This window comes from Streptomyces curacoi (assembly GCF_001513975.1).
Taxonomy (GTDB): domain Bacteria; phylum Actinomycetota; class Actinomycetes; order Streptomycetales; family Streptomycetaceae; genus Streptomyces; species Streptomyces curacoi.
Genome location: NZ_KQ947996.1, coordinates 61,237 through 87,460 on the forward strand (window position 1 = coordinate 61,237; position 26,224 = coordinate 87,460).

12 protein-coding genes are annotated in these 26,224 nt (G+C 73.8%); 9 read left to right on the plus strand and 3 right to left on the minus strand.

Going from position 1 to position 26,224, the window contains the following annotated elements:
• Positions 1-5 precede the first annotated feature (5 nt).
• Positions 6-488, minus strand: coding sequence for a hypothetical protein (locus AQI70_RS33800; RefSeq protein WP_062156263.1), 483 nt, complete (start codon positions 486-488; stop codon positions 6-8).
• Between the two features lie 247 nt (positions 489-735).
• On the opposite strand from AQI70_RS33800, the gene AQI70_RS33805 reads away from it, so the two are divergent.
• The 7 genes from AQI70_RS33805 to AQI70_RS33835 all read left to right on the plus strand — a co-directional run bounded on the left by AQI70_RS33805 (position 736) and on the right by AQI70_RS33835 (position 22,994).
• Complete coding sequence (locus AQI70_RS33805) at positions 736-972, plus strand: hypothetical protein (protein ID WP_004004067.1); 237 nt, start codon at positions 736-738, stop codon at positions 970-972.
• 385 nt (positions 973-1,357) lie between these two features.
• The gene (locus tag AQI70_RS33810; protein WP_062156264.1) at positions 1,358-3,091 is read left to right on the plus strand and encodes a fatty acyl-AMP ligase; all 1,734 of its coding nucleotides are present in this window, start codon (positions 1,358-1,360) and stop codon (positions 3,089-3,091) included.
• Positions 3,092-3,202: 111 nt separating this feature from the next.
• Positions 3,203-16,876, plus strand: coding sequence for a type I polyketide synthase (locus AQI70_RS33815; RefSeq protein WP_062156265.1), 13,674 nt, complete (start codon positions 3,203-3,205; stop codon positions 16,874-16,876).
• A 138-nt stretch (positions 16,877-17,014) separates the two neighbouring features.
• A complete protein-coding gene (locus AQI70_RS33820; RefSeq protein WP_062156266.1) occupies positions 17,015-19,456 on the plus strand; it encodes a thioester reductase domain-containing protein in 2,442 nt (813 codons plus the stop codon).
• Positions 19,453-20,592 (plus strand): alpha/beta hydrolase, encoded by a 1,140-nt coding sequence (locus AQI70_RS33825; RefSeq protein ID WP_062156267.1) that lies wholly within the window; start codon positions 19,453-19,455, stop codon positions 20,590-20,592. The genes AQI70_RS33820 and AQI70_RS33825 overlap by 4 nt, the downstream gene beginning before the upstream one ends.
• Before the next feature lie 63 nt (positions 20,593-20,655).
• A complete protein-coding gene (locus AQI70_RS33830) occupies positions 20,656-21,435 on the plus strand; it encodes an alpha/beta fold hydrolase (protein WP_062156268.1) in 780 nt (259 codons plus the stop codon).
• Between the two features lie 176 nt (positions 21,436-21,611).
• Complete coding sequence (locus AQI70_RS33835; RefSeq protein ID WP_062156269.1) at positions 21,612-22,994, plus strand: glycoside hydrolase family 10 protein; 1,383 nt, start codon at positions 21,612-21,614, stop codon at positions 22,992-22,994.
• A 59-nt stretch (positions 22,995-23,053) separates the two neighbouring features.
• Here AQI70_RS33835 and AQI70_RS33840 read toward each other — a convergent pair whose 3' ends face one another.
• Entirely contained in the window at positions 23,054-23,761 is a 708-nt protein-coding gene (locus AQI70_RS33840; protein WP_062156270.1) for a lipoprotein, read from the minus strand.
• A 91-nt stretch (positions 23,762-23,852) separates the two neighbouring features.
• Between AQI70_RS33840 and AQI70_RS33845 the strand changes: the two genes are divergently transcribed.
• Positions 23,853-24,635 (plus strand): maleylpyruvate isomerase family mycothiol-dependent enzyme, encoded by a 783-nt coding sequence (locus tag AQI70_RS33845; protein WP_062156271.1) that lies wholly within the window; start codon positions 23,853-23,855, stop codon positions 24,633-24,635.
• Positions 24,636-24,683: 48 nt separating this feature from the next.
• On the opposite strand, the gene AQI70_RS33850 is transcribed toward AQI70_RS33845, so the two are convergent.
• Entirely contained in the window at positions 24,684-25,310 is a 627-nt protein-coding gene (locus AQI70_RS33850; RefSeq protein WP_062156272.1) for an NADPH-dependent F420 reductase, read from the minus strand.
• Between the two features lie 239 nt (positions 25,311-25,549).
• Between AQI70_RS33850 and AQI70_RS33855 the strand changes: the two genes are divergently transcribed.
• A complete protein-coding gene (locus AQI70_RS33855) occupies positions 25,550-26,188 on the plus strand; it encodes a class I SAM-dependent methyltransferase (RefSeq protein ID WP_062156273.1) in 639 nt (212 codons plus the stop codon).
• The last annotated feature ends 36 nt before the right edge of the window (positions 26,189-26,224 follow it).

The window sequence follows — 26,224 nt, forward strand, 5'->3', positions numbered from 1 at the left end:
CTGCGTCAACTGTCGGAATTGCCGTCAGGGGACGGTGAGTTGAGCACGGCCAGCGTTCCGTTGGCCTCGCGCAGCGCGTGCTCCAGGGGGCCGGGGCCATGCAGGACGCCGGTCCCGTCGGGCGGGACCAGCCACTCAAGGAACCGGGCCGAGCGGTACGGCGGCGGCACGGCGACCCAGGAGCCCCGGCCCGCGTGCCGCAGCCCGGCCCCGACCCAGCGGCTGTGCGGATCGGGCGGCAGGAAGAACCCGACCCGCTGGGCGGCGGTGTCCACGAGTGTCGGCCCGGGCACGGGCAGCGACGGCCGCCACAGCAGATCCAGGGCGAGCAGCCCGAGCCGCTCGGGCACGCTGACCACGTCCCAGAACCTGCCCGCCTCCAGCAGTGCCGTGCCATGGCCCTGGTCCCAGGCCCGCTTGCAGGCCCGGGGGTCCGCGGCGGCAGCGGCCAGCCACTCCACGCCGTACGTCCACATCGCGTTGGTCATGTCCCGCTCCGAGTGCAGGTCGGCCCGGCCCCGCAGGGCACGAGGAACCTCCGCCGGGGCCGCCGGTCGCACGCCATCCCGGCCCCTGCATGCTCGTAGATATTTCTATGCGGCGGAAGGGGTGGCGTGACCTGGCGTTTTCGGAGCCGGGCCGCGGGAGCGGGAATGAGGGCGTCCGCGCGGTGTGCCCGGTCGGACGGCGGGTACTCGGCGAGCCCAGGAACGAGAACGTTTGGAGGAGGCCTGCATGACCAGCGGCACGGAGACCGGTGGCGTGACCGGTACGCCGGACAAGGACTACAACCTCATCTGGTACGTGGAGGCGTGCCTGAGCAACGCGCTGCGGCTGGAGACCTACATCGAGGACGCGGAACGCGACAAGGACACCGAGGTGGCCGACCTGTTCCGCAAGGCTCAGGCGGACAGCCGCAAGGGCGCCGAACTGGGCAAGGCACTCCTGCGCGCGCGACTGAACGGCGGCTGACCGAGCCCGCCCGCACGGCCCGGACACCGAGTGAGCCGAGGTGTCCGGGCTTTCGGCTGTCAGGAACCGTCGGCGGGGCCGTCCCGGGTCCCGGCGGACCGTGCGCAGACCCTCGCTACCTCAACGACCCTTCGGACACGTAGGGTTTACCTCCGTTCGGCCCGCCGGACCGAACGGAGTGTTGCTATGGTGCTACTCACCGGTAGCAAGCTGAGCGGGGGGACGCGAGGAGTCGGCGCGGCAGCGCCGTGACTCCTCGGCGGGTCGTCGAGACGGAAGAGTCGGCAAGGGGGCCGGGTCGACCGAGGCGTCTGCGCTGATCCAGCACGTGGCCCTCGAACTCCAGTTCCTCGCCCACCGATTCCAGACAGGTGAGACTCGCCACATGGTTCGATCCCTGGTCGATCTGTTGACCGCGCACGCCGCGCACGCCCCCGGCCGGACCGCCTACCGCTACCTCGCCACCGGCGACTGCGACGGCGAGACCGAGGAGATCTCCTACGGCCGTCTCGCCGCCCGCTCCCGGGCCGTGGCCGCCTGGCTGCAGGAGCGCGGCCTGGCCGGTGGCCGGGCCATGCTGCTGTACCCGCCCGGGCTGGAGTTCATCAGCGGCTACCTGGGCTGCCTGGCGGCCGGTGTCGTCGCCGTGCCGGGCGTCCCGCCCCAGGGCCGCGCGCAGAACCACCGCGCCCTGACCCGGATGAGGCGGCTCATCGCCGACGCCGACGTCAAGGTGATCCTGGGCGGCCGCGAAGTGATCACCGCCCTGGCCGGCCTGGCGGAACACCTGCCCGAGCTCGCCGACCTCACCTGTGTCGCCACCGAGGACATCCCCGACGAGGCGGCCGGCTCCTGGCGGGAGCCCGACCTCACCGCCGACTCGGTCGCCTTCCTCCAGTACACCTCCGGCTCCACCTCCGCGCCCAAGGGCGTGGTCGTCACCCACGGGAACCTGCTGGACAACGAGCGCGTCCTCACCGACAGCATGGGCCACACCCCCGAGGCCATCGCCGAGTACGGGCACGAGATGTTCGTCAGCTGGCTGCCCATGTACCACGACATGGGCCTCATAGGCCCGGTCCTCAACACCGTCTACCTCGGTACGACCGCCACCCTCTTCTCCCCGCTGCACTTCCTCCAGCAGCCCCAGCGCTGGCTCACCGCCGTCACCCGCTACCGCCCGCACACCACCGGCGGCCCCAACTTCGGCTACGAACTCTGCCTCAGGCACGCCACCCCCGCACTCCTCGACACCCTCGACCTCAGCAGCTGGCGGGTCGCCGCCAACGGCGCCGAACCCGTCCGCGCCGCCACCCTGCGCCGCTTCACCGACACCTTCGCCCCGGCCGGCTTCCGCCCCGAGGCCCACCACCCCTGCTACGGCCTGGCCGAGGCCACCCTCATGGTCACCGGCAGCACGGTCCGCACGGCACCCACCCTGCTCGACGCCGCCGACACCGGCCCGCACGCCGGCCGGGCCGACGCGGCGGCCGTGAGCTGCGGGCGTCCGGGCGCGGGCGTGACCGTCGTGATCGCCGACCCCGAACGGCACGAGGAGCTGCCCGAAGGGGAGACCGGCGAGATCTGGGTGCGCGGCGCGAGCGTCGCCAAGGGCTACTGGCGCAACGCCCTCGCCACCCGCAAGACCTTCCGTGCCACCCTCACCGGCCACGAGGGCCGCTTCCTGCGCACCGGAGACCTCGGATTCCTGCGTGCCGGCGAGCTGTTCGTCACCGGCCGCCTCAAGGACCTCCTCGTCGTCGACGGACGCAACCACTACCCGCAGGACCTCGAACTGACCGCGGAGATGGCCCACCCGGCACTGCGCCCCGGCTGCACCGCCGCGTTCTCCGTCGACGGGGAGGACGCCGCAGCGGACGGCGAACAGGCGGTCGTCGTCGCCGAGATCGCCCCCGACGCGCAGGGCGAGGCGGAGAAGATCACCGACGTCGTCCGCAGCGCGCTCGGCGAGGCCCACGGCCTGCCGGTACGCGACGTCGTCCTGGTCCGGCCGGGCACCATACCGAAGACATCCAGCGGCAAGATCCAGCGCCGGGCCACCCGGGCGGCGTACCTGGACGGCACCCTCGCCCTGATCGACGCGACCGCACTGAGCTGAGCCCGCCCGGTCCGCCGTCGTACGCCGACGCATCCGCCGTACCACCACACGAGCCCGACGACGCAGTACGGCCACCACACCTTGCCCGAATCCACGAGGACGCCTGTCTAGATGCCTGCGCACGAGTCCCCGAAGCAGTCCCCCGAGCCGTCCCTCACGACCCCCGACGGCGTGCGGGCCTGGCTGGAGTCGGCCGTGGCCGAGGCGGCCGGGCTCGACCCGCTGACGGTCGACCCGGACCGCCCGATCGCCGAATTCGGCCTGGGATCACGCCAGTTGGTGGCCCTGGCTGCCGAGCTCTCGACATCGACGGGCCGGGTCCTCGACCCCTCCCTGATCTTCGACCACCCCACCATCGCGGCACTGGCCGAGGCGGTGTTCGACAACGGACCCGCGCACCAGGGGGCACCGGTCGCTGCTCCGGCCGACGCGCCCGTCCGGCGGGACGACGACATCGCCGTCATCTCCATGGCCTGCCGATTCCCCGGCCGCGCCGACGACCCCGAGGCGCTGTGGCGGCTGCTGGCCGCGGGCGACGACGCCATCACCGAGGTACCGGCGGGCCGTTGGGACACCGAAGGGCTGTACGACCCCGACCCGGAGGCCACCGGCAGGGCCTACTCCCTGCGCGGCGGCTACCTGTCCGGCATCGACCGCTTCGACGCGGGTTTCTTCGGCATCTCGCCACGCGAGGCCGCCGCCATGGACCCCCAGCAACGGCTGCTCCTGCAGACCGGCTGGGAGGCGATCGAACGCGCCGGGATCGTCCCGGAGACGCTGAACGGCAGCTCCACGGGCGTCTACCTCGGCCTGTACGACAGCGGATACCTGGCCTCCGCCGCCCTCGACCAGCTCGACGGGCACGTCGGCACCGGCTCGGCGTCCAGCGTGGCGTCCGGCCGTATCGCCTACACCCTCGGCCTCCAGGGCCCCGCCGTCACCGTCGACACCGCCTGCTCGTCCTCCCTGGTCGCCCTGCACCTCGCGGCGCGGGCGCTGGCGGGCGGTGAGTGCGACCTCGCCCTGGCGGGCGGCGCGACCCTGCTGGTGACCCCGCGCGGGCATGTCGAGTTCAGCAGACTGCGCGGACTGTCGCCGTCCGGGCGGTGCAGCCCGTTCTCGGCCGACGCCGACGGTGTGGTGTGGGCCGAGGGCTGCGGCCTGGTGCTGCTCAAGCGGCTCGCCGACGCCCGCCGCGACGGCGACCGGATCCTCGCGGTCGTCAAGGGCTCGGCGATCAACCAGGACGGCCGAAGCCAGGGCCTGAGCGCCCCCAACGGCCCCGCACAGCAACGGGTGCTGCGCGCCGCCCTCGACGCCGCCGGACTCCAGCCGCACGACCTGGACCACGTCGAGGCGCACGGCACCGGCACCCGGCTGGGCGACCCCATCGAGGGCCGGGCCCTGGCCGCCGTCTTCGGACCGGACCGCCCGGCCGGCCGGCCGCTCGGCGTCGGCTCCCTGAAGTCCAACATCGGCCACACCCAGGCCGCCGCGGGCATCGCCGGCGTCATCAAGACCGTGCTGGCCCTGCGCCACGAGCGGATACCGGCCTCCCTGCACGCCGAGACCCCGACCGAGCACATCGACTGGGCGCACAGCGGCCTGCGCCTCCTGCGCGAGGCCCAGCCCTGGCCCCGGCACCCCGAGCGGGTGCGGCGGGCCGGGGTGAGCGCCTTCGGGATCAGCGGTACCAACGCCCATGTGGTGCTGGAGGAAGCGCCCGAGGAGCCGCCCCAGCCGCCCGCCGACCCCTCCGGCACGATCCTCTTCCCGCTCTCCGCCCGCACCCTCCCCGCCCTGCGGGCCCAGGCCGGCCGCCTCCTCGAAACCCTCGCCGACCGGCCCGAGTCGCCCCTTCCCGCCGTGGCCGCGACCCTGGCCCACCACCGGGCACACTTCGAGCACCGCGCCGTCGTCCGGGCGAGCGACCACGCCGAACTGCTGACCGCCCTGCGCGCACTCACGACGGACCGGCCCGACACCGACCTGGTCATCGGCCCCCAACGCGCCCTCCCCGCCGGCAAGCTGGCCTTCGTCTTCCCCGGCCAGGGATCCCAGTGGCCCGGCATGGCACGCGATCTGCTCGACCGGGACCCGGTGTTCGCCGACGAGCTCGACCGCTGTGACGCCGCCCTGCGCCCGTTCACCGGCTGGTCGGTCACGTCCGTCCTGCGCGGCGACACCGGCGCCCCCGCCCCGGACCGCGTCGACGTCGTCCAGCCGGCCCTCTTCGCCGTGATGGTGTCGCTCGCCGCCGTCTGGCGCGCCCGGGGCATACGGCCGGACGCCGTCGTCGGACACAGCCAGGGCGAGGTCGCCGCGGCCTGCGTCGCCGGGGCGCTCAGCCTCAACGACGCGGCAGCGGTGGTCGCCCTGCGCAGCCAGGCCCTGACCGGCCTGTCCGGCACCGGCACCATGGCCGTCGTGGCCCTGCCGCACCCCGAGGTCGAGGCCCGACTCGCCGGCCACGACGGCGAAATCGTCGTCGCCGCCGTCAACAGCGGCCGTTCGACCGTCGTCGCCGGGGCCGTGGACGCGGTGGAGGCCCTGCTCGCCGACCTGGACCGGCAGCAGGTCTTCGGCCGCCGCCTCGACGTCGACTACGCCTCCCACAGCGCCCGGGTCGAGCCGGTCCGCACGACGATCCTCGACGAGCTCGACGGCGTCACCACCTGCCCCACGTCCATCGCCTGGTACTCCACTGTCACGGCCGAGCCGGTCACCGAGGAACTCGAAGCCGACTACTGGTACACCAACCTGCGCGAACCCGTCCGCTTCGCGCCCGCCGTCGAGCGCATGGCCGCCGACGGCTACCGCCACTTCGTCGAACTCAGCCCCCACCCCGCCCTGCTCACCGCCCTGCGCACCATCGACGAGGACCTGGTCGCCGTCGGCTCCCTGCGCCGCGGCGAGGACGGCCCCGCCTGCCTGGACCGCGCCGCGGCCGAACTCCACGTCCACGGACGGCGGCTGGACTGGCGCCGCCTGGTCCCGCACACCGCCTGGGCGGACCTGCCGACGTACGCCTGGGACGCACAGCGCCACTGGATCGAGCCCGCGCCCTCCGCCACCGGCCCCGGCCTCTTCGACCGCGCCGCCCACCCGTTGCTCGGCATCCAGCTCCGGTCGGCGGACGACACCCGCTGGACCTTCCGCGACGAATGGTCCCGGTCCACCGCCGACTGGCTGCCCGACCACACGGTGTTCGGCCGGACCGTCGTCTCCGGCACCACACTGATGGAACTCTGCCGCGCCGCCCTCGCCGTGGCCCGCCCCGACACCGCCGCCGACCTCACCGGCCTGCTCCTCCTGGCACCCCTCACCCTGCCCGACTCCGGCACGGTCGAGGTGTCCGTCGAGGTGGTCACCGCCGGGCCCGTACCGGAGATCACGGTCCACAGCCGGCCACGCGGCCAGGACGCCACCGACTGGACCCTGCACGCCACCGCGTCCGCCGCCGAGCCCGCCCCGGCACCGGCGGACGAGCCACCGGTGTGGCCCGAGACGGCGGAACCGGCCTGGGGCGAGGACACCTACCAGCGCCTGACCCGGCTCGGCCTCGCTTACGGCCCCGCCTTCCAGGGCGTACGGCAGGCCGCCGCGACCGGCGACGGAACCCTGCTGGCCCGCCTCTCCCTGCCACCCGTGGCCCGGGACGCGGCCGACCCCTACCCGGTGCACCCGGCCCTGCTGGACGCCGCGCTCCAGGTGGCCGCCGCCCTCGACGCCTCCGACCGGCGCGTCCTGCTGCCGGTCGCGGTGGCCCGCTGCGTCCTGCCGCCCGGCGGCGCGACGGACCTGACCGCGTTGGTACGCCGGACGGGCGGCTCCGGCACGGACCTCACCCTGGACATCACCCTGTGGGACGCCGACGGCTTCCCGGCGGGCCGCCTGGAGGGCGTACGCCTGCGGGCCGTCAACCCGGCGGACCTGGCCGGCGGCTCGGAGAACGGCCGGCACCTGTACGAGGTGGCGTGGACGGCGCTGCCGGAGAAGCGGGCCGAGACGCCCGGCACGGTGTGGGCCGTCCACGGCGATCCCTCGGACCCGGCGGTCGGGGCGGCCCTGCGCGAGCTGGGCGCGGCGGGCATCCGGGTCGCCGACGAGGGCGCCGACGTCGTCGTACGCTTCTGGCCGCGCCCGCCGGCCGACGCCGAACCGGCTGCCGCGGCCCACGAGTCGGCCACCACGGCCCTGGCCGAACTGCAGGCGCTGATCGCCCTTCCGCCGCAGGAGGCGCCCACGCGTACTGTCTGGGTGACCCGCGGCGCGATCGCAGCCGCCGACGCGGACCCGGTCCAGGGCTTCGCCCAGTCGGTGCTGTGGGGCCTGGCCCGCAGCGCCCGTGCCGAACATCCCGGCCTCGGGCTGACCCTGATCGACCTCGACGGTGACGAACCGGCGCTGCTCTCGGCCGTCGCCCACGACGACGAGGACGAACTCGCCCGGCGCGACGGCGAGTTCCTCGCCCCACGCCTCGTGCGTGCCCGGACGGCGCCGTCCGCGCCCGCGGCGCCGGTCCCCGCCGACGGCACCGTGCTGATCACCGGAGGCCTCGGCGCGGTGGGCCGGCAGATCGCCCGCCTGCTCGCCGAACAAGGCGCCGAACGACTGCTGCTGACGTCCCGTCAAGGCCCGGACGACCCTCGCGCGGCCGACGTCACCGCCGAACTGACCGCGCTCGGCGCCGAGGTCGAGGTCGCCGCCTGCGATGTCGCGGACCCGGCAGCCGTGGCGGACGTACTGGCCCGGACCGGCGCCGAGCGGCCCCTGCGCGGCATCGTCCACTGCGCCGGAGTCCTCGCCGACGGCGTGGTCGCCGAGCTGACCCCCGAGCGCCTCGCACAGGTGCTGCGCCCCAAGGCCGACGGCGCCGCCCACCTGCACCGGCTCACCGCCGGCCACCCGCTCGACCTCTTCCTGCTGGTCTCCTCGGCCGCGGGCGTCGTCGGCAACGCGGGCCAGGCCAACTACGCGGCCGCCAACGCCTTCCTCGACCAACTCGCCCACCACAGGCGCGCGTTGGGACTGCCCGGCACCTCGGTCTCCTTCGGCGCCTGGGCGGGCGAGGGGCTGGCCGCCGAACACGCCGACCTGGCACGGATGGCCCGCCTCGGCCACCGCGCCCTCACCCCCGAGCAGGGCCGCGAACTGACCGCGCTGTCGCTTCGCCGCGACACCCCGCACCTGGTCGCCTGGGCCCTGGACCTGCCCCGGCTGAGAGCCGCCGCGCCGCCCGGTGCCCTGTGGCGCACCCTGCTGCCCGAGCCCCGCCCGGCCCAGGCCGGCAGCCACACCCTGGCGGACCGCCTGGCCAGGCTGCCGGAACCCGAACGCGCCGCCCGCGTCCTCACCCTGGTCCGCGAGGAGGCCTCCCGCGCCCTCGGCCTGCGCTCCGCGGAGTCCGTCCGCCCCGACCAGCTGCTGCGCGACCTCGGCATGGACTCGGTGACAGCGGTCGACCTGCGCAACCGCATCAGCGCCCGCATCGGCGCCAAACTCCCCGCCACCCTCCTGTTCGACCACCCCACCCCGGCCCGTCTCACCGAGCACCTGCTGGCCGGCGCCCTGGCCACGACCGGCCGTACGATCCGCCGGGCCGCCCCCGTGGCCGCGCCCGCGCCCGCCTCGGACGAACCGGTGGCCCTCGTCGCCATGGCCTGCCGACTGCCCGGCTCGGTGCGCGACCCCGAGGGCCTGTGGCGCCTGGTGGCGGAGGGCCGGGACGCGGTCGGACCGTTCCCGGCGGGGCGCTGGGACATCGAGTCGCTGTACGACCCCGACCCTGACGCGCCCGGCAAGTCGTACGCCCGCGAGGGCGGTTTCCTCGACGACATCGAGTCCTTCGACGCCGCCTTCTTCGGCATCACCCCGAAGGAGGCCGCGGCCATGGACCCCCAGCAGCGACTGCTGCTGGAGACGGCCTGGGAGGCGCTGGAGCGCGCCGGGATCGTGCCCGCCGACCTGGCGGGCAGCGCCACCGGCGTGTACGTCGGGATGTTCGGCAGCGGCTACCTCTCCGGTACCCGGCTCGACCAACTGGACGGCTACGTCGGTACGGGCTCCGCCCTGAGCGTCGCCTCGGGCCGCCTCGCGTACACCCTCGGGCTGAACGGCCCCGCGCTGACGGTGGACACCGCCTGCTCGTCGTCGCTGGTGGCCGTGCACCTGGCGGCCCGGGCGCTGCGCGCGGGCGAGTGCGATCTGGCGCTCGCCGGCGGCGTCACCCTGATGGTCACCCCGCAGACCTTCGTCGAGTTCAGCCGGCTGCGCGGGCTGTCCCCGACCGGCCGCTGCCGCTCCTTCTCCGACGCCGCCGACGGCGCGATCTGGGCCGAGGGCGCCGGCCTGGTCGTACTGAAACGACTGAGCGACGCCCGGCGCGCCGGGGACCGGGTCCTGGCCGTGCTGCGCGGCACCGCCGTCAACCAGGACGGTCGCAGCCAGGGCCTGTCCGCGCCGAACGGCCCCGCGCAGGAACAGGTCGTCCGGCGCGCGCTGGAGCAGTCCGGCCTCCGCCCCGCGGACATCGACTACGTCGAGGCGCACGGCACGGGCACGACCCTGGGCGACCCGATCGAGGCGAACGCCCTCGCGGAGGTCTTCGGCGCCTCGCGCCCCGAGGGCCGCCCCCTGTACCTGGGTTCGCTGAAGTCCAACGTCGGGCACACCCAGGCGGCTTCGGGGATCGTCGGCCTGATCAAGGCCGTGCAGGCGCTGCGTCACGAAACCCTCCCGCGCACCCTGCACGCCGACACGCCCAGCCGCCACGTCGACTGGGCCGACAGCGGGCTGCACGTGCTGCGGGAGGAGGTGGCCTGGCCCGCGTCCGCTGAACGGATCCGGCGCGCGGGTGTGAGCGCCTTCGGGATCAGCGGCACCAACGCGCACGTGATCGTGGAGGAGACGCCGTCGACGGCGCCCGAGCCCGCCTCCGAACCGCCCCCGGGCAAGCGGCTGTTCGTGCTGTCGGGCCGCAGTGAGGCGGGCCTGCGCGGGCAGGCCGCGGCGGTGGCCCGCCACCTCGCCCACGACTTTGCCGCGCTGCCGGACGTCGCCCACACCCTGGCCCGGCACCGCAGCCACTTCGAGTGGCGCTCGGCGGTGGTGGCGGAGGACGCGGAGGAACTGCGCTCGGCTCTCGGCGAGCTGGCGGCCGGCCGCGTCACGCTGCCCCCGCTCCGCGAGGACCGGTCGGGCAAGGTCGCCTTCGTCTACGCCGGACACGGCGGTCAGTGGCCCGGCATGGGCCTGGACCTGATGGCCGAGTCGGCGGCGTTCCGCGCGGAACTGACCCGGATCGACGAGGCCGTGCGGCGGCAGGCCGGCTGGTCGGTGCTCAACGCGCTGCGGGCACCGGAGGAGTTCTCCCCGCTGGAGCGGACCGAGTACCTGCAACCCACGCTGTTCGCGGTGAACGCGGCACTGACGGCCGCCTGGCGCTCGCTCGGCGTCGTCCCGGACGCCGTGACCGGGCACAGCCTGGGCGAGATCGCCGCCGCGTACAGCGCGGGCGCCCTCACCCTGGACGAGGCCGTGGCCGTGGTGACCGGGCGCGCCCAGGCGGTCGTACCGGTCGCCGGCAAGGGCGGCATGCTGTCCCTGGACCTGCCGCGCCCGCGGGTCGAGGAACTGCTCGCGCCCTACGCCGGCCGCCTCTTCGTCGCGGCCGTCAACAGCCCGCACTCCACGGCCGTCTCCGGTGACGCCGACGCACTGGCCGAACTGCGCCGCGGCCTCGACGAGCAGCAGCTCACCGCCCGCCCCCTGTCCACCCCGTTCGCCTCGCACACCCCGCTGATGGCCCCGCTGCGCGAGGCACTGCTCGACCGCCTCTCCGGCACCCGGGGCACCTCGGCGGCGACCCCGCTGTACTCGACGGTGCTGGCGGAACCCGTGCCCGGAGACCGCCTGGACCCCGCCTACTGGTACGCCAACCTCAGCGAGCCCGTCCGCTTCGCGGACACGATCCGGCGCATGCTGGACGACGGCTACCGCTACTTCGTCGAGCTGAGCCCGCACCCCTCGCTCGGCTCGGCCATCGAGGCGGTGGCCGCCGACGCCGGAATCGACGCGGTCGGCGTCGGCTCGCTGCGCCGGCAGCGGGGCGGGGCGGACGTACTCCTGCGCAGGGTGGGGGAGTTGTACACGGCCGGTCACACGCCCGACTGGCGGGTGCTGTTCCCGGCGGGCCGCCGGGTCGACCTGCCGACCTACGCCTTCGCTCGCGAGCGCCACTGGCTCGCCCCCGCCCCGGCCGGCGCGACCGGCTCCTCGCCGCTGCTGGGCACGCACGTCGAGGCCAGCGACGAAGCCGACCGGCACCTCTTCCAGAGCGAGGTCGACCTGCGCGACGGCCGGTTCACCTATCTGACCGACCACCGGGTCACCGGCGAGGTGTGGCTGCCCGGCGCCGCCTTCCTCGACATGGCGCTGGAGGCCGCGTCGGCCGTGCGGGACGGCGGCGACGTACGGCTCGCCGACGTCAGGTTCGTCCAGCCGCTGCGCCTGGACGAGTCCCGGCCGACCCGGCTGCAACTGGTCCTGAGCCCCGCCGTCGACGGCTTCCGGGACTTCACCATCGCCTCGGCGCCCACCGGCGGCGAAGGGCGCATCCGCTGGGAACACCACGTCAGCGGACGCGTCGTCGCCGCCGCTCCCGCCGAACCCACCACCGGCCCGGGCGAGTCGCTCGCCGCGCTGCGGGAACAGTGCACCGAGCAGGTCGACCTGTCGGCCGTCTACGCGGGTCTCGCCGCCCTCGGCATCGACTACGGCCCCGCCTTCCGAGGCCTGGAGTCGGGCCACCGCACCCACTCGGCGAGCCTCGCCCGCCTGACCGACAAGCCCGCCGCCGGCCATCTGCTGCACCCGGCCGTCCTCGACGCCTCCTTCCACACGGCCGCGCTGCCCGGCGACGCACCACAGGGACGGGCGTTCGTCCCCGCCGGGGTCGGACGACTCCGCCACACCGGACTGCGCACCACCCCCGTGTACGTGACGTGCGAGCTGCGGTCCGTGGCCGGCGACACCGCCACGCTGGACCTTCGCCTGTACGACGAGAGGGACCAACTGCTCCTGGAGGCCGAGGAGTTCCGGCTGGCCGCGCTCTCCCCCCTGGACGGGGCGCTGTTCGAGACCCGCTGGCAGCCCCGCCCGGTCGCCGACGAGCCGCCCGGGCGCGGCAGCTGGCTGATCCTGGCCGACGACTCGGGCGTGGCGGCCGGCCTCGTCGAGCGGCTGGGCACCTCGGTGCCGTGCGTGGTCGCCCGCCGGGGCGTGGAGTTCGCCGCCGAGGGGCACGGCCGCTACGTCCTCGACCCGGCCGATCCCCAGCACCTGGCCCGCCTCCTCGACGAGGCCTTCCCGAGCGAAATGCCCGAGCGGGTCGTCCAGTTGTCCGCACTCGACGCCCCCGCGATCGAGGACGCCCACACGGCCGGGGCAGCCGCCCGGCTGTGCTGCCTGAGCTCGCTGCACCTGGTGCGCACGCTCGCCGACCGGGCGCAGGGCCCGGCGCCCCGCCTCTTCGTCGTCGTACGGGGCAGTCAGCCCGCCGGTGACAGCACCCGGGTGGCGCACCCCCAGCAGGCGCTCGCCTGGGGCTTCGGGCTGGCGCTGGCCCAGGAGCACCCGGAGCTCAGGACCACCCTCGTCGACCTCCCGCCGACGGACGGCCTCGACGCCCTGTGCACCCAGCTGCGGCACGCGGACGACGAACGGCTCGTCGCGCTGCGCGGGGCCGGACGGCTCGTCCCCCGCCTGGCCCGCACCCGACCGGACGACGGCGGTCACGGCGCCGTCGGCCCGGACGGCGTGTACCTGATCACCGGTGGCCTGGGTGGCCTCGGGCGGGTCGTCGCCGAGCGGCTGGTCCGTCGTGGCGCCCGCCGGCTGGCCCTGCTGAGCCGCAGCGCGCCCACCGCAGAGGCCGCTGACTGGGTCCGGGGGCTCGCGGAACGGGGCGTGACCGTGCACCTGGCCCGCGCGGACGTCGCCGACCGCGACGGCCTGAGCGCCGCCCTGGACGCCGTACGCCACGAGCTCGGCCCGGTCACCGCGGTGATCCACGCGGCCGGTGTCCTGGACGACGCCACGCTCGCGAACCTGACCGACGAGCGCGTCCTGCGCGTCCTCGCCCCCAAGGTCCTGGGCACGGCCCTGCTCACCGAACTGACCCCGGACGCACGGGACCTGATCCTGTTCGCCTCGGCGGCCGGCCTGCTCGGCTCGGCCGGACAGAGCCCCTACTCGGCCGCCAACGCCTTCCTCGACGCCTGGGCCCACCACCTCTCCCGCACGGACCGCCGGGCGCTGAGCCTGGACTGGGGCGCCTGGTCGGGCGTGGGCATGGTGTCCGGGTCCGGCGCCCGCGAGGCCGAGACGGCCCGCTCGGGCCTGGTCGCGTTCTCCACGCAGGACGGCGGCGAACTCTTCGACCGCGTGCTGTCCACCGCCCGCCGCCAGCTCGCCCCCCTCGCCCTGGACTGGGAGATGCTGGCCCTCGATCCCGACGCGGCCCGCACCCGCCCGCTCCTGGCCGACCTGGTCACCGCCCCCACGGGCACGCCCGGCACGGACGACCTCGTCAAGAACGTCTTCGCGGCGCCGACCGACGCCGAGCGGACCCTGCGACTGGAGGCCTACGTACGCTCCAGGGTCGGCGAGGTCTCCGGCGGCACGGTCCAGGTCTCGGCGACCACCGCACTGAAGGAACTCGGCCTCGACTCCCTCATGCTCGTGCGGCTGCGCAACGCCTTCGCCCGCGAACTCGGCGTCGAACTCCCCGCCGCCACCGTCTTCTCCGCCGCCGACATCCGCGGGCTCGCCCAGGCCCTGAGCGCCGCACTGCCCGAACGGGAGACCACGCCGCAGGACGAGCCACGGCACCCCGCCGACGTACCGGCGACCGAACTGCACCCCGCGACCCGCGATGTCGTACGGCTGCTGCGCAGCGCCCGGCCCGGCATGCCGGACGCGGCCCACGCCGTCGGCCTGGCCGTACGCCTCACCGCGCCGACCACCCGAGAGACGCTCACCGCGATCCTCACCCGCCTGGCGGCACGCCACGCGGCCCTGCGCACCGCGATCGTCACCGGGAGCGAAGGCGGACGGCGGTTGCGGGTCGACCGGGAACCGCCGCGGCCGCTGCTGCACTGGACGGTCGTACCGGACGACACCGAACCCGACGCGGCCGACCGGCTGCGCGAGCTGCTGGAACCGCCGTTCGACCTGGCGGCGGCACCGCTGTGGCGCTTCGAGCTCCTGGACGGTCGTACGCGCGGCCAGACCCTGCTCTACGGCGCCCATCACGCCGTCAGCGATCTGCAGTCGCTGCTGCTGGTGGCGGGGGAGATCGACGCCGAGCTCACCGGCACCGCGCTGGACGACACCGTCACCAACCGCGACATCGAGCTGCTGATCAAAGCCCAGCACACGGGCGAGCGGGCCGACGCGGGCGAGTGGCGCGAGGCGTTCCGGGGCAGCGAGCGCCTCGACCTGACCCTGACCCGCCCACGCCCGGACACCCGCTCCTACCGGGCAGGCAGCGTGAACCTGGCGATTCCCGACGGTCTCATGGCACGCATCACGGGCACCGCGAGCCGCCTGGCCGTCACTCCCGCCGCCTTCTGCCTCGGCACCCTGACCGTCCTGCTGGCCAGGAAGCGCGCGCGTGAACGCTTCGTCCTCGCCGTGCCCGTGGACACCCGCATCCACGCCGACGCCTACGACGCCGTGGGCTTCTTCGGCGTGCCGGTGCCGTTCCCGGCCGAAGCGCGGGCGGGGGAGCGGATCGAGGAGGTGCTGCGCCGTACCGACGGGCGACTGGAGAAGGTGCTGACGAAGGGCGCGATGTTCTCGGACGTCCTGCCGGTGCTGGCCGAGCAGGGCCTGTACCGGGCGAACGCGCCGCTGGTCGAGGTGTACTTCAACTACGTCCGTGCCGCAGGCCGGTTGGCGGGTCTGGAGGTGCTCCCGGCTGGGACTGGCCACTCCGACCTCGACCTGATGATCACCATGACGCCGGGCGCGGGCCGGATCCGCCTCGATCACAATCTCGACATCCTGGACGCGGCGGCGGTCACGGCGCTGGGGGAGGAGCTGCTGCGTCTGTTCGCGGAGACGGCCGAGGACCCGACGGGACCGGCGCGTGCGACGCCGACGACGGCCGAGAGGGCCTCGGCGGCGCCGGGCCACACGCTCGCCCTCGCCGCCACCTTCGCCCTCGGCAACCTGCCCCTGATGTGTGAGACGGCGGTCGACGAGTCGGTGCGGGGCGGCGGTCCGACGACCGTCGTGGAAGCTCCGTACCACCATGTACTGGCGAGCCTGCGCGACCCGTCCGGCGTGTTCGCCGACCCGGCCACGACAGCGGGCGTCGTGCTGCTGCGGGCGGCGGACCTGCAACGCTTCGGCCCGGTGGACGACGCCCTGCTGGCCGAACTGCGCACCGCCTACCCGGCCGCCCTGCGCGCGGTGGCGGAGCGCACCCGCAAGCCGCTGATCGTCGGCTTCCTGCCCGCCGCACCGTGCGAGGACCGTCTCACCCGGTGGGAACAGGAGATCGCCACCGAGCTGGCCGACACGCCCGGCATCGCCGTACTCGGCCCCGACGACTGGACTCGCCACCACCCCGTGGCCGAGCGCTTCGACGAGCGGACCGAACGCCTGGCCCACCTGCCCTTCACCCCGCACTTCCAGGCCGCGGTGGCCCTTCGCCTCGCCGAGGTCGTCCGAGCGGTACGGCGCCCGGCGCCGAAGGTGATCGCGGTCGACGGCGACGAGACCCTGTGGGGCGGCGTGGCCGGGGAGGCCGGGCCCGAGGCCGTGGACCTGACCGGCCCGCGCGCCCTGCTCGCCCGCAGGCTGCTGCACTGGCGTGCGGCGGGCGCGCTGCTGGTCCTGGTCAGCAACAACGACGAGGACACGGTCCGCGCCGTACTGGACCGCCCCGACAGCCCGCTGAAGGCGGAACACTTCAGCGTGCTCTCCGCGGCCTGGGAACCGAAACCGGCCCGCCTGGCCGAGGTGGCGCGCACGCTCGGTCTCGGCCCGGACAGCTTCCTGTTCCTCGACGACAACCCGGCCGAGATCGCCAGGATGCGCGCCGCGCTGCCGCAGGTGCTGTCGGTGACCTGCCCGCAGGCGGGTGAACTGCCGGACTTCCTGGGCCGGTTGTGGCCGCTGGTGCCCGCGGCGGCGACGGCCGAGGACGCGCTGCGGGCGCGGTTCTACGAGCAGGAGCGGGAGCGGGACGTCCTGCGGGAACAGGCCGGTTTCGAGGAGTTCCTGGACCGGCTGGAACTGGAGGTCGACATCCGGGCCCTGTCCGACGACGACGTGCAGCGGGCGGAACAACTCGTCCGCCGCACCAACCAGTTCACCCTCCGCGCCCGCTCCGCCGACGGCGGCGACGTCGCCCGCTGGCGCGCACAGGGCGAGGTCTGGACGGCGGCGGCCCGCGACCGCTTCGGCGACTACGGCCAGATCGGCCTGATCGCCCTGCGCCGCGAGAGCGACCGACTCGACGTCACCGCCTGGCTGATGAGCTGCCGCGCACTGGGCCGCGGCGTCGAGGAACGCCTGCTGCACTGGCTGGCCGGCCGCGCCGAGGAACTGGACTGCGCGAAGGTCCGCCTGACGGCGGAACGCACCCCGCGCAACACCCCGGCCCGCCGCCTGCTGTCGGCGCTGGGCGGCGGCGACCAGGACGACGACCGGCTGGAGACCGTGGTCACGCCTGCACAACTGCGGGCGTTCCGCTCGTGGCGGCGGCAGTGAGGCGGCGGCGCAGTGCCGGGGACCGTCCGGACGACAGCGATGAAGGGGCAGCAGCGATGAAGGGGCAGCAGCGATGAAGGGGCAGCAGCTATGAAGGGGCAGCGGCGATGAAGGGGCAGCGCACCGTGAAGGGCTCTCATGCGTGAGGTGAACGAGAACGTGTCGGGAGCCGCCGAACAGCGGGCGACCGCGGAGGAGATAGAGCGCGGCGGTGTCGGTCTGACCGTGACCGAACTGCTGGCCAAGGTCGGGGCAGCGGCCGTACCCAGGCCGCCGGACACCGCCGAACCGGTCACGGCGGCGGCCGTGCCCACGCCGCCGGACACCACCGAACCTGCGACTCCCCACCAGACCGGCCCGGGCACGGACCCGGCGCCCGGCACCACCGGCACGCCCCCGCGAGACGTGGACACACTCGCCGCCACCATCGCGGCCGTCGCGGGCCGTTACGTCCCCGCAGGCCACCTGTCGCCCGACGCCGACTTCTTCGACGCCGGGGGCACCTCGGTGACCGCTGTCGAGCTCGTCGCGGCGCTGGAGGCCGAGCTGGGCCTGGAGCTCGACCTGGACGAGGTGTTCGCCGACGCCAGGCCGATCAGCCTGGCCAGGCGCGCCCCGGACGGCACCGGCGCCGCAGCCGCCGTACCGTCGACGCCCACACCGGTCCCGCCCACCGCCCACGCCGCCCCACCCACCATCGCGGCCCCGTCGCCCACCCTCAGCGCCCCCGGCACCCCCGCACACTCCGCGGCCCGTCCCGAGGACCTCGCCCAGATCCTCGCCGACCTCGCCCTGGCCGACCGTCTCCCCTTCACCGCCGCGCCCGAACCCCTCCCACCCCGCCGCGTCCTGCTGACCGGCGTCACCGGCTTCCTCGGCAGCCATATGCTCCTGGACCTGCTGCGCCACAGCGACGCCCACGTGTACTGCCTGGTCCGCGCGGCGGACGAGGCGGCGGCGACCACCCGGCTCGGCGAGGCGCTCAAAAGCTACGCGCTGCCCTGGTCCTCGGAGGTACGCCGCCGCATCACCGTGCTCCCCGGCGACATCCGCCACCCCCACCTGGGCCTGCCCGCCGACGTGTGGAACACCCTCGCCCACGAACTGGACGGCATCGTCTCGGTCGCGGCGGCAGTGGACTTCCTGCGCGGCTACCAGTCCCTGCGCGCCGGCAATGTCCTCGGCGCCCTCACCCTCGCCGAACTCGCCGCGACCGGCCGCCCCAAGCCCCTGCACCACATCTCCTCCATCGCCGTCTTCAACGAGGTCGGCATCCCCTCCATGGGCGAGGACGACCCCCTCGCCCACATCGACCGCCTCGTCGCCGGCTACGACCAGACCAAGTGGGCCGCCGAGGTCGCCCTGCGCCGCGCCCGCGACCACGGCCTGGTCGTCACGGCCCTGCGCCCGGGCGGCATCTCCGGCCACACGAGGACCGGCGCCCACAACCCGCAGGACCTCAGCAGCGGCCTCATCTCGGCCTTCGGCCGCTTCCGCACCGTCCCCGCCTTCCGCAGCCTCAACGCCGCCCCCGTCGACTGGGTCAGCCGCGTCGCGGTCGCCGTCGTCTGCGAACCGGACGCCTGGGGCTTCGACTACAACCTCACCGGCGTCCCCAACACCCTCGACGACGTCGTACGGGACATGGCCCTCGGCGGCATGCACGTGCGCGTGCAGGACTGGGACGAGTGGCGCGCCGACGCCCTGGCCCGTCTGGAGGCCGACCCCGTCCCCGAACTGGCCTTCCTCACCCACGTGTTGCGCAGCCCCACCGCCCTGAAACTGTGCGAGGCGACCCTCAAGGGGCCGGCCGCCACGGCCGACCGCACCACCGCCCTCGTCGAGGCCCTCGGTCTTCCGCCGGCCGCCCGCTACGACGCCCGCGCCCAGCTGAAGACCTTCGAGCGCCTCGCCCACGACGGCCTGGCCCGCCTCCCGCACAAGGACGACCAGCCCTACCTGTGGTTCACCGAGACCACCGAAGGCACGGTCGGCCCCGTCGGAGCCGCCCCCGACACGCCCTGTTCGATGTCCCTCACCCTCTCCATCGCGAGCATGCACCAACTGGTCACGGACCGCCGCGTCGATGTCCGCGGCGAAATCACCTGCCCCGCCCTGCACGCGGAGCCGCTGACCGTGGAACACGGCGACATCTGGATCCGCCCCGAGGAGGGCATCCCGCACCGGCACGGCCTGCGCCACCCGCTCCTGCGCTACCGCCTGCGGCTGACCGCCCCCGACGGCGGTCGCTGGTGGCTGGAGGGCCACAAGTACGCCCGGGCCCGCCGCGACGTCTGGCGCCAGACCCGCGCCCTCACCGTGGAACTCGGCCGCGAGGGGGAACCGGCGAGCCTGGCCGGCGAGGTCGTCGTCCCCGCCGACTCCTACGTACGCGACCAGATCGACGGCATCAAGGTCGACCCGCGCCTGACCGGTCAGGAGAAACGGGCCGCCAAGCTGACCTGGCTCGCCTGGTTCGGCCTGGAGATGGGCCGCGGTCTGCTCGGCCCCTTCGCCCGGGCCGCCGCGGACCTGCTCGACCTGCGCCGCACCCCCACCCCCACGGAGCACCGCCGATGATCTTCCGCGCGCCGAACCCCAGAACCACCGGGCCCGCCCTGCGCAAGGTGAGGACGACCACGGCCCTGCGCCCGCTCCAGCACCGCCTCGACCCGGCGACGGTCGAGGAGATCCCGTTCCACGCGCCCGACGGCGTACGCCTCGGCCTGACCCGCATCACCACCGGCGACTCGAACCGCCCCGCCGTCCTGCTCCTGCACGGACACACCGCGTCCGCCGACATGTTCCTGCTGCCCGAGACCCGCAACCTGGTCGACGTCCTCCTGGACGAGGGCTACGAGCCCTGGGTGCTCGACTGGCGGGGCAGCTGCCGCCTGCCGTACAACGAGACGGGCCGCCGCTACACCTACGACGATGTCGCCCTCTACGACATCCCCGAGGCCGTCCGCCACATCCGCAGCCGCATCGGCGACCGCCCCCTGTTCGTCGTCGCCCACTGCATAGGCGCCCTGACCCTCTCCCTGAGCATGACGGCGGGCTTGGTCCCCGGTCTCGCGGGCGTGGTGTCCCAGGGCGTGTTCCTCACCCCGAAGCTCGCGGGCCGCACCTCCCTGCGCATGACCCTGGCCGGGGAACTGCTCAGGTCCCGCATCGACCACATCCCCGTCGACTTCCGCAAGGTCGGCCTGTGGTCGAAGTACACCCCGCTGTTCGCCCTGGCCTCCCGCAAGGCGACCTGCCCCGACCCCACCTGCCAGATCCTGCACAACTCCGCCTGGGGAACCGGCGCCTCCCTCTTCGTCCACGAGCACCTGACCGACACGACCCACAACCGCCTCGCCGACCTCCTCGGCCCCGCCCCGCTGTGGATCCTGCCGCACCTGCGCCGCATCGAACTGGCCCGCACCGTGGTCCGCTGGCACGACACCGACCACCGCTACCGGGCCCTCCCGCCGAACGCCCTGGACGCGGCGGCCCGCATCGACACCCCGGTCCTGCTCCTGTCCGGCAGCGAGAACGGCCTCTGGCTCGACTCCCAGAAGCTCTGCCGCGACGTCCTCGCCCACCGCCAACCGCAGCTGGACGTGACCTACACGGAGATCCCCGGCTACGGCCACCTGGACACGTTCCTCGGCAGGGGAGCGGCCCTCGACGTGTACGGGCACATCCTCGATTTCCTGGGGGAACGCCGGTGACGACGGCCGGTACGGCCGGATACCGTACCGGTCGGTAACCGGACGGCACTCCAGGAGGCACCCATGTCGCAGCTCGAAGTCGACGGCGCGACGCTGACGTACGACGACGAGGGCCCGCGCGACGGCGACGCGGTGCCCCTGGTGTTCGTCCACGGCTGGACGGCCAACCGGCACCGCTGGGACCACCAGACGGCCCACTTCGCCGGGAAGCGGCGGGTCGTCCGGCTCGACCTGCGCGGGCACGGCGAGAGCAGCGGGGCGGGCGCACGCACGATCGACGACCTGGCCAAGGACGTCCTCGCCCTCCTCGACCACCTGGAGATCGAGCGGTTCGTGGTCGTCGGGCACTCCATGGGCGGGATGATCGCCCAGACCATCGCCCTCTCCCACCCGGAGCGGGTGGAGTGCATGGTGCTGGTGAACTCCATCGGCAGGATGGCCTACAGCCGGGGCCGCGCCCTGCTGATGGCCGCCTCGACGCTCGCCCCCTTCAAACTGTTCGTCGCCGCCAACATCCAGCGCGCCTTCGCCCCCGGATATCCGCGCGAGGAGATCCGCGAGTACATCCGCGCCTCGGCGGCCACACCCCGGGAGGTCGTCATGACGCTCTACGGCGCCATGCGCGCCTTCGACGTGCTGGACAGGGTCGGTGACATCCATACGCCCACCCTGATGGTGCACGGCTACCACGACATCCAGCTTCCCGTCTCCCAGATGCTGCGGATGGCCAAGGCCTACCCGGACGCGGTGATCCGCATCCTGGACGCCGGACACGAACTGCCGGTGGAGAAGCCCGCGGAACTCACCGCCGCACTCGACCGGTTCCTGACCGACCGCGGATAGGGAGAGCAGTCGGGGTCGGGTCGAAACTTTCGTACGTGAGTGGTGCTTACTGGCCTTCTTGAGTCAACTCGCTTTGGTGCGTGTGCAGTCTGTTGACGACAGAGGGTGGTGCTCCTAGGGTCTGCCGCGCAATTCGGAAAGAGGTTCGAAACTTTCGACCCCGAGAAGGAGCCAAGATGGTGACCCCCACATCCATCGACCCGCCTCCCGAGCGACGTCCCCTGCGCTCGCGCCGACGCACCGCACTGGCCCTCGGCATGGCGGGCCTGCTCGCCGCGACCGGCGTCACCGCCCTCGCGGGCACCGCCGAGGCCGCGAGCACCCTCGGCGCCGCGGCCGCCGAGAAGGGCCGCTACTTCGGCGCCGCCGTCGCGGCGAACCGCCTGGGCGAAGCTCCGTACGCCTCGACGCTCAACACCGAGTTCAACTCCGTCACGCCGGAGAACGAGATGAAGTGGGACGCCACCGAGCGCACCCGCGGCACCTTCACCTTCGGCTCCGCCGACCAGATCGTGAACCACGCCCAGAGCAGGGGCATGAAGGTCCGCGGGCACACCCTGGTGTGGCACTCCCAGCTCCCCGGCTGGGTCGCCGGCCTCGGCACCGCCGACCTCAGATCGGCGATGAACAACCACATCACCCAGGTCATGCGGCACTACAGGGGCAAGATCCACTCCTGGGACGTCGTCAACGAGGCCTTCCAGGACGGCAGCAGCGGTGCCCTGCGCAGCTCGCCCTTCCGGGACAAGCTCGGCAGCGGCTTCATCGAGGAGGCGTTCCGCACCGCCCGTGCCGCGGACCCGGCCGCCAAGCTCTGCTACAACGACTACAACACCGACGGCATCAACGCGAAGAGCAATGCCGTCTACAACCTGGTCCGGGACTTCAAGTCCCGTGGCGTGCCGATCGACTGCGTCGGATTCCAGTCGCACTTCAACAGCGCCTCGCCGGTCCCGTCCGACTACCGGGCGAACCTGCAGCGCTTCGCCGACCTCGGCGTCGACGTGCAGATCACCGAGCTGGACATCGAGGGCTCGGGCACGGCACAGGCCAACAGCTACGGCAACGTGGTGAGGGCCTGCCTGGCGGTCTCGCGCTGCACCGGCATCACCGTCTGGGGCGTCACTGACAAGTACTCCTGGCGCCCCAGCGGAACGCCGCTGCTGTTCGACGGCAACTACAACAAGAAGCCGGCGTACCACGCGGTGCTGACCGCGCTCGGCGGCTCCTCCTCCGGCGGTGGCACGCCCGGTGCCGCCTGCACGGCCGTCTACGGCAAGGCAGAGGAGTGGAGTGACCGCTTCAACGGCAAGGTCACCATCACCGCGGGGAGTTCGGCGATCAGCAACTGGACCGTCGCCGTCACGGTGACACCTCCGCAGAAGGTCTCGGCGACCTGGAACGGCACGCCCACCTGGGACAGCAGCGGCAACGTCATGACGATGAGGCCGAACGGCAACGGCAGCCTGGCCGCCGGGGCGTCGACGAGCTTCGGCTTCACCGTCATGAAGAACGGCGCCACCACCGCCCCCGTGATCGGTTCCTGCACCGCGTCCTGACCGGTTCCGGGCGTGTCCGGCGCGGCGCTCCCGCCGCCCGCGCCGGACACGCGCACCGCTCAGGTGGCGCGCAGGGTCCGCTTGGCCAGTTCGTACGCCGGCAGCATGTCCCGGTGCTCGTCGGTGTCGAACCCGCCGAGGTGGATGACGACCGGACCCCGCTTCGTGGCGACGGCCAGGGCGGACTCCTCCTTCGTCTCCTCCAGCAGCTTGCTCGTGTGGAGGTACTCCACCTCGACCCCCGAGAGGCCGCCCGCTTCGAAGGTGCGGTACTTCGCCTTGCTCGTGCCGCCCTCCGCCGCCACGAAGGCCTCCAGTACGGCGCGTGCGTCGTCGTCCCCCGGTTCGCCCGTCCAGATGCGGAGGAAGCCGATGTTCCCCGCGGGCTTGGCGTCGACCTCACAGGCGGCCGTGACCGGGCCCTGGCGCAGGATCGCGTCGGCGATCTCCTGGGCGAACTCGCTCTCCTCGGAATCGGCGGAGCTGTCGGCCGCCTTCTCCTTCGCCGCCCCGGCGTCGACGGCCTCCGCCTCCCAGTACTCGGCGATGTCGAACGAGACGGGAAGCTCGCAGGCCGACCCGGCGGCGCCGATGGTCCCCCCGCTCTTCACCGCCGTATCGCCCGCCTCCGCCGCGTCGGCCGACGCCGAAGCGCTCGCCGACGTCTTCGCTTCGTCGTCCGCCGCCCCCGCACAGCCCGTCAGCAGCCCGGCCAGCACAGCCGCCTGGGCCAGTCTGCGCCGTACCTGTCCCGCCCCCACCAGCATCGTGGTCCCTCCCCTTGTGATCTTGCTCAGGCGGCACACAGTATCCGAGACCACTGACAGCGCGGATCTCCCCCTACGGCATCATGAGCCGATGACCTCGCTGACCTTCGACCGTCACTGCGACGAGATCGTCACCCAGACCGAGCGGCTCACCGCCCACGTGCGGGGCGCGGACATGACCACCCCGGTGTCCTCCTGCCCCGGCTGGAACCTCGGCCAACTGCTGCGGCACGTGGGAGGTGACCACCGTTGGGCCGAGGAGATCGTACGGACCCGGGCCACCGGTCCGATCCCCGACGGCCTGGTGAACGACCTCGCCGCCCACACCCACGAGGACGAGTCGGTGCTGATCCCGTGGCTCGTCGAAGGCGCGGCACGGCTCAGCGCCACCCTCCGCGCCGCCGGGCCGGACGCGCAGGCGTGGAACCCCTCCGCGGAGCGGCCCGCGGCGGTGGCGTTCTGGGCGCGGCGCATGACGTACGAGACCGTCGTGCACCGCGCCGACGCGGCCCTGGCGGCCGGCACGCAGTTCGTGCTCGATGGTGAGCTCGCCGTCGACGCGGTGGAGGAATGGCTGGAGTACTCGACCTTCCCCGAGGCGTACGAGCCCCGACCGGACCTGCCCGACCTGCTCGGCCCCGACCGCAGGCTCCACTTCCGGGCGACGGACGCCGGGGAGTGGGCCGTCGACCTCACCGGGAGCGCTCCGGCCTGGCGCCCCGGGGCGGAGGACGCCACCGCGACCGCTCGCGGCCCGGTGACCGAGCTGCTCCTGTTCTTCTACCGGCGACCCGCGCCCGCCGTCGAGACGCGGGGCGACCGGGTCCTGCTCGACCTCTGGCGGACCCGGGCGGGGTTCTGGCTGGAGGCGTAGCGCGGACGCTTCCGGCGTCCGACCCGCCGGCCGTGCGGGGCAGGCCGGTCAGCGGCGCCGGGGAACGACGTTGATGTTGAACGTGTGGGCCCCCAGACCGCCCGCGATCCCCATGAAGAGCAACGCGAAGTGCTCCTGTCCGCGTGCGGTGGTGATGCCGCCGATGTCCAGCTGGGACGACTCCGGCCAGCCGAGGTCGGTGAGAAGCCGGCCGGTGGTCCGTTTGGCCTCGGCGTCGTCGCCGGAGAGGAAGACGGTGCTCGGTCCGTCGAGGCTGTCCGGGGCGATCATCGCGGTGGAGTCCATGGTGCACAGGGTCTTCACGACGGGGGTCAGCGGGAAGGCTTCCTGGATCTGTTCGGCCAGACTGCTGTTGGGATGGGAGAGTTCGGTGAAGTCGTCCGAGAGGCCGACCCCGACATCGATCAGCAGGGTGCCGGCCAGCGCCTGCGCCCCGATGGAGCGCAGCAGTTCCACGGAGACGTTCCCCGGGGTGGCGTTGACCAGGACCTCCGCGTGGGCGGCGGTCTCGCTCAGGCTCGCCACGGGGAGACCTTCGAGGTCCGCCCGCTCCTTCGGTGCCCGGGAGCCGAGGAGCACGTCGTGCCCCGCGGTGCTCCAGCCATGGGCCAGTGCTCGTGCGACGTTGCCGGTGCCGAGTAGTCCGATACGCATGGGGCGACGCTAGTCCGCGGCCGGGGCCCGGCGGATCGGGCCGCGGGACCAGGGGGACCGGCACCAAGGTCGTAGTCCTGCGGTCGCTCGTCTCCGCGGCGAAGGGGCTCTTTGCCGAACCGGCAAGAGTGTTTGCCTCCACCGGTGCCGTCCCGCAGGCTTCGTGACCGTGGACCGGGCAGCCCCGTGCCAGTCCGGGTCCGCGGTTCGCCAAGGACACCTGCGCACGAGGAGGCGCCATGACCGAGACCCCCGCCGTGAGGGCCGCCGACTTCTGGGAGACCCGCTACCGGGACGGCAGCCGCCTGTGGAACGGTCGCCCCAACTCGCTGCTGGTACGCGAAGCCGCGGAGCTGGAGCCGGGCAGCGCGCTCGACCTCGGATGCGGCGAAGGAGCCGACGCGGTGTGGCTCGCCTCGCGAGGCTGGCGGGTCACCGGGGTCGACATCTCCCACACGGCCCTGGAACGCGCCGTCGCCCACGCCGCCGACGCCGGGGTGAGCGACCGTACGGTCTGGGAACGGCACGTCCTGGGGGAGACGTTCCCCGAGGGCTCCTTCGACCTGGTGAACGTGCAGTTCCTGCAGTCGCCGGTCGAACTGGACCAGCAGCGGATCCTCCGGCGGGCCGCGGCGGCGGTCGACGCGGGCGGCACCCTGCTGATCGTCATGCACGCCGGCTGGCCGTCGTGGCAGACCGAGCCGCCCTTCGAGGCGGAGTTCCCCACGCTGCGCAGCGTCCTCGACGAACTCGCCCTGCCGGAGGGCGAGTGGACCGTGGAGACGCTCGAAACAGTGCGCAGCGTGCATGTGTCACCCGAGGGCGTGGAGGGCTTCCGGGACGACAACGTCTGGCGGATGCGGCGCGCCGACGCCTGATGGGGGGAAGACCCGGCCGGCGCGTCCGCGGCACAC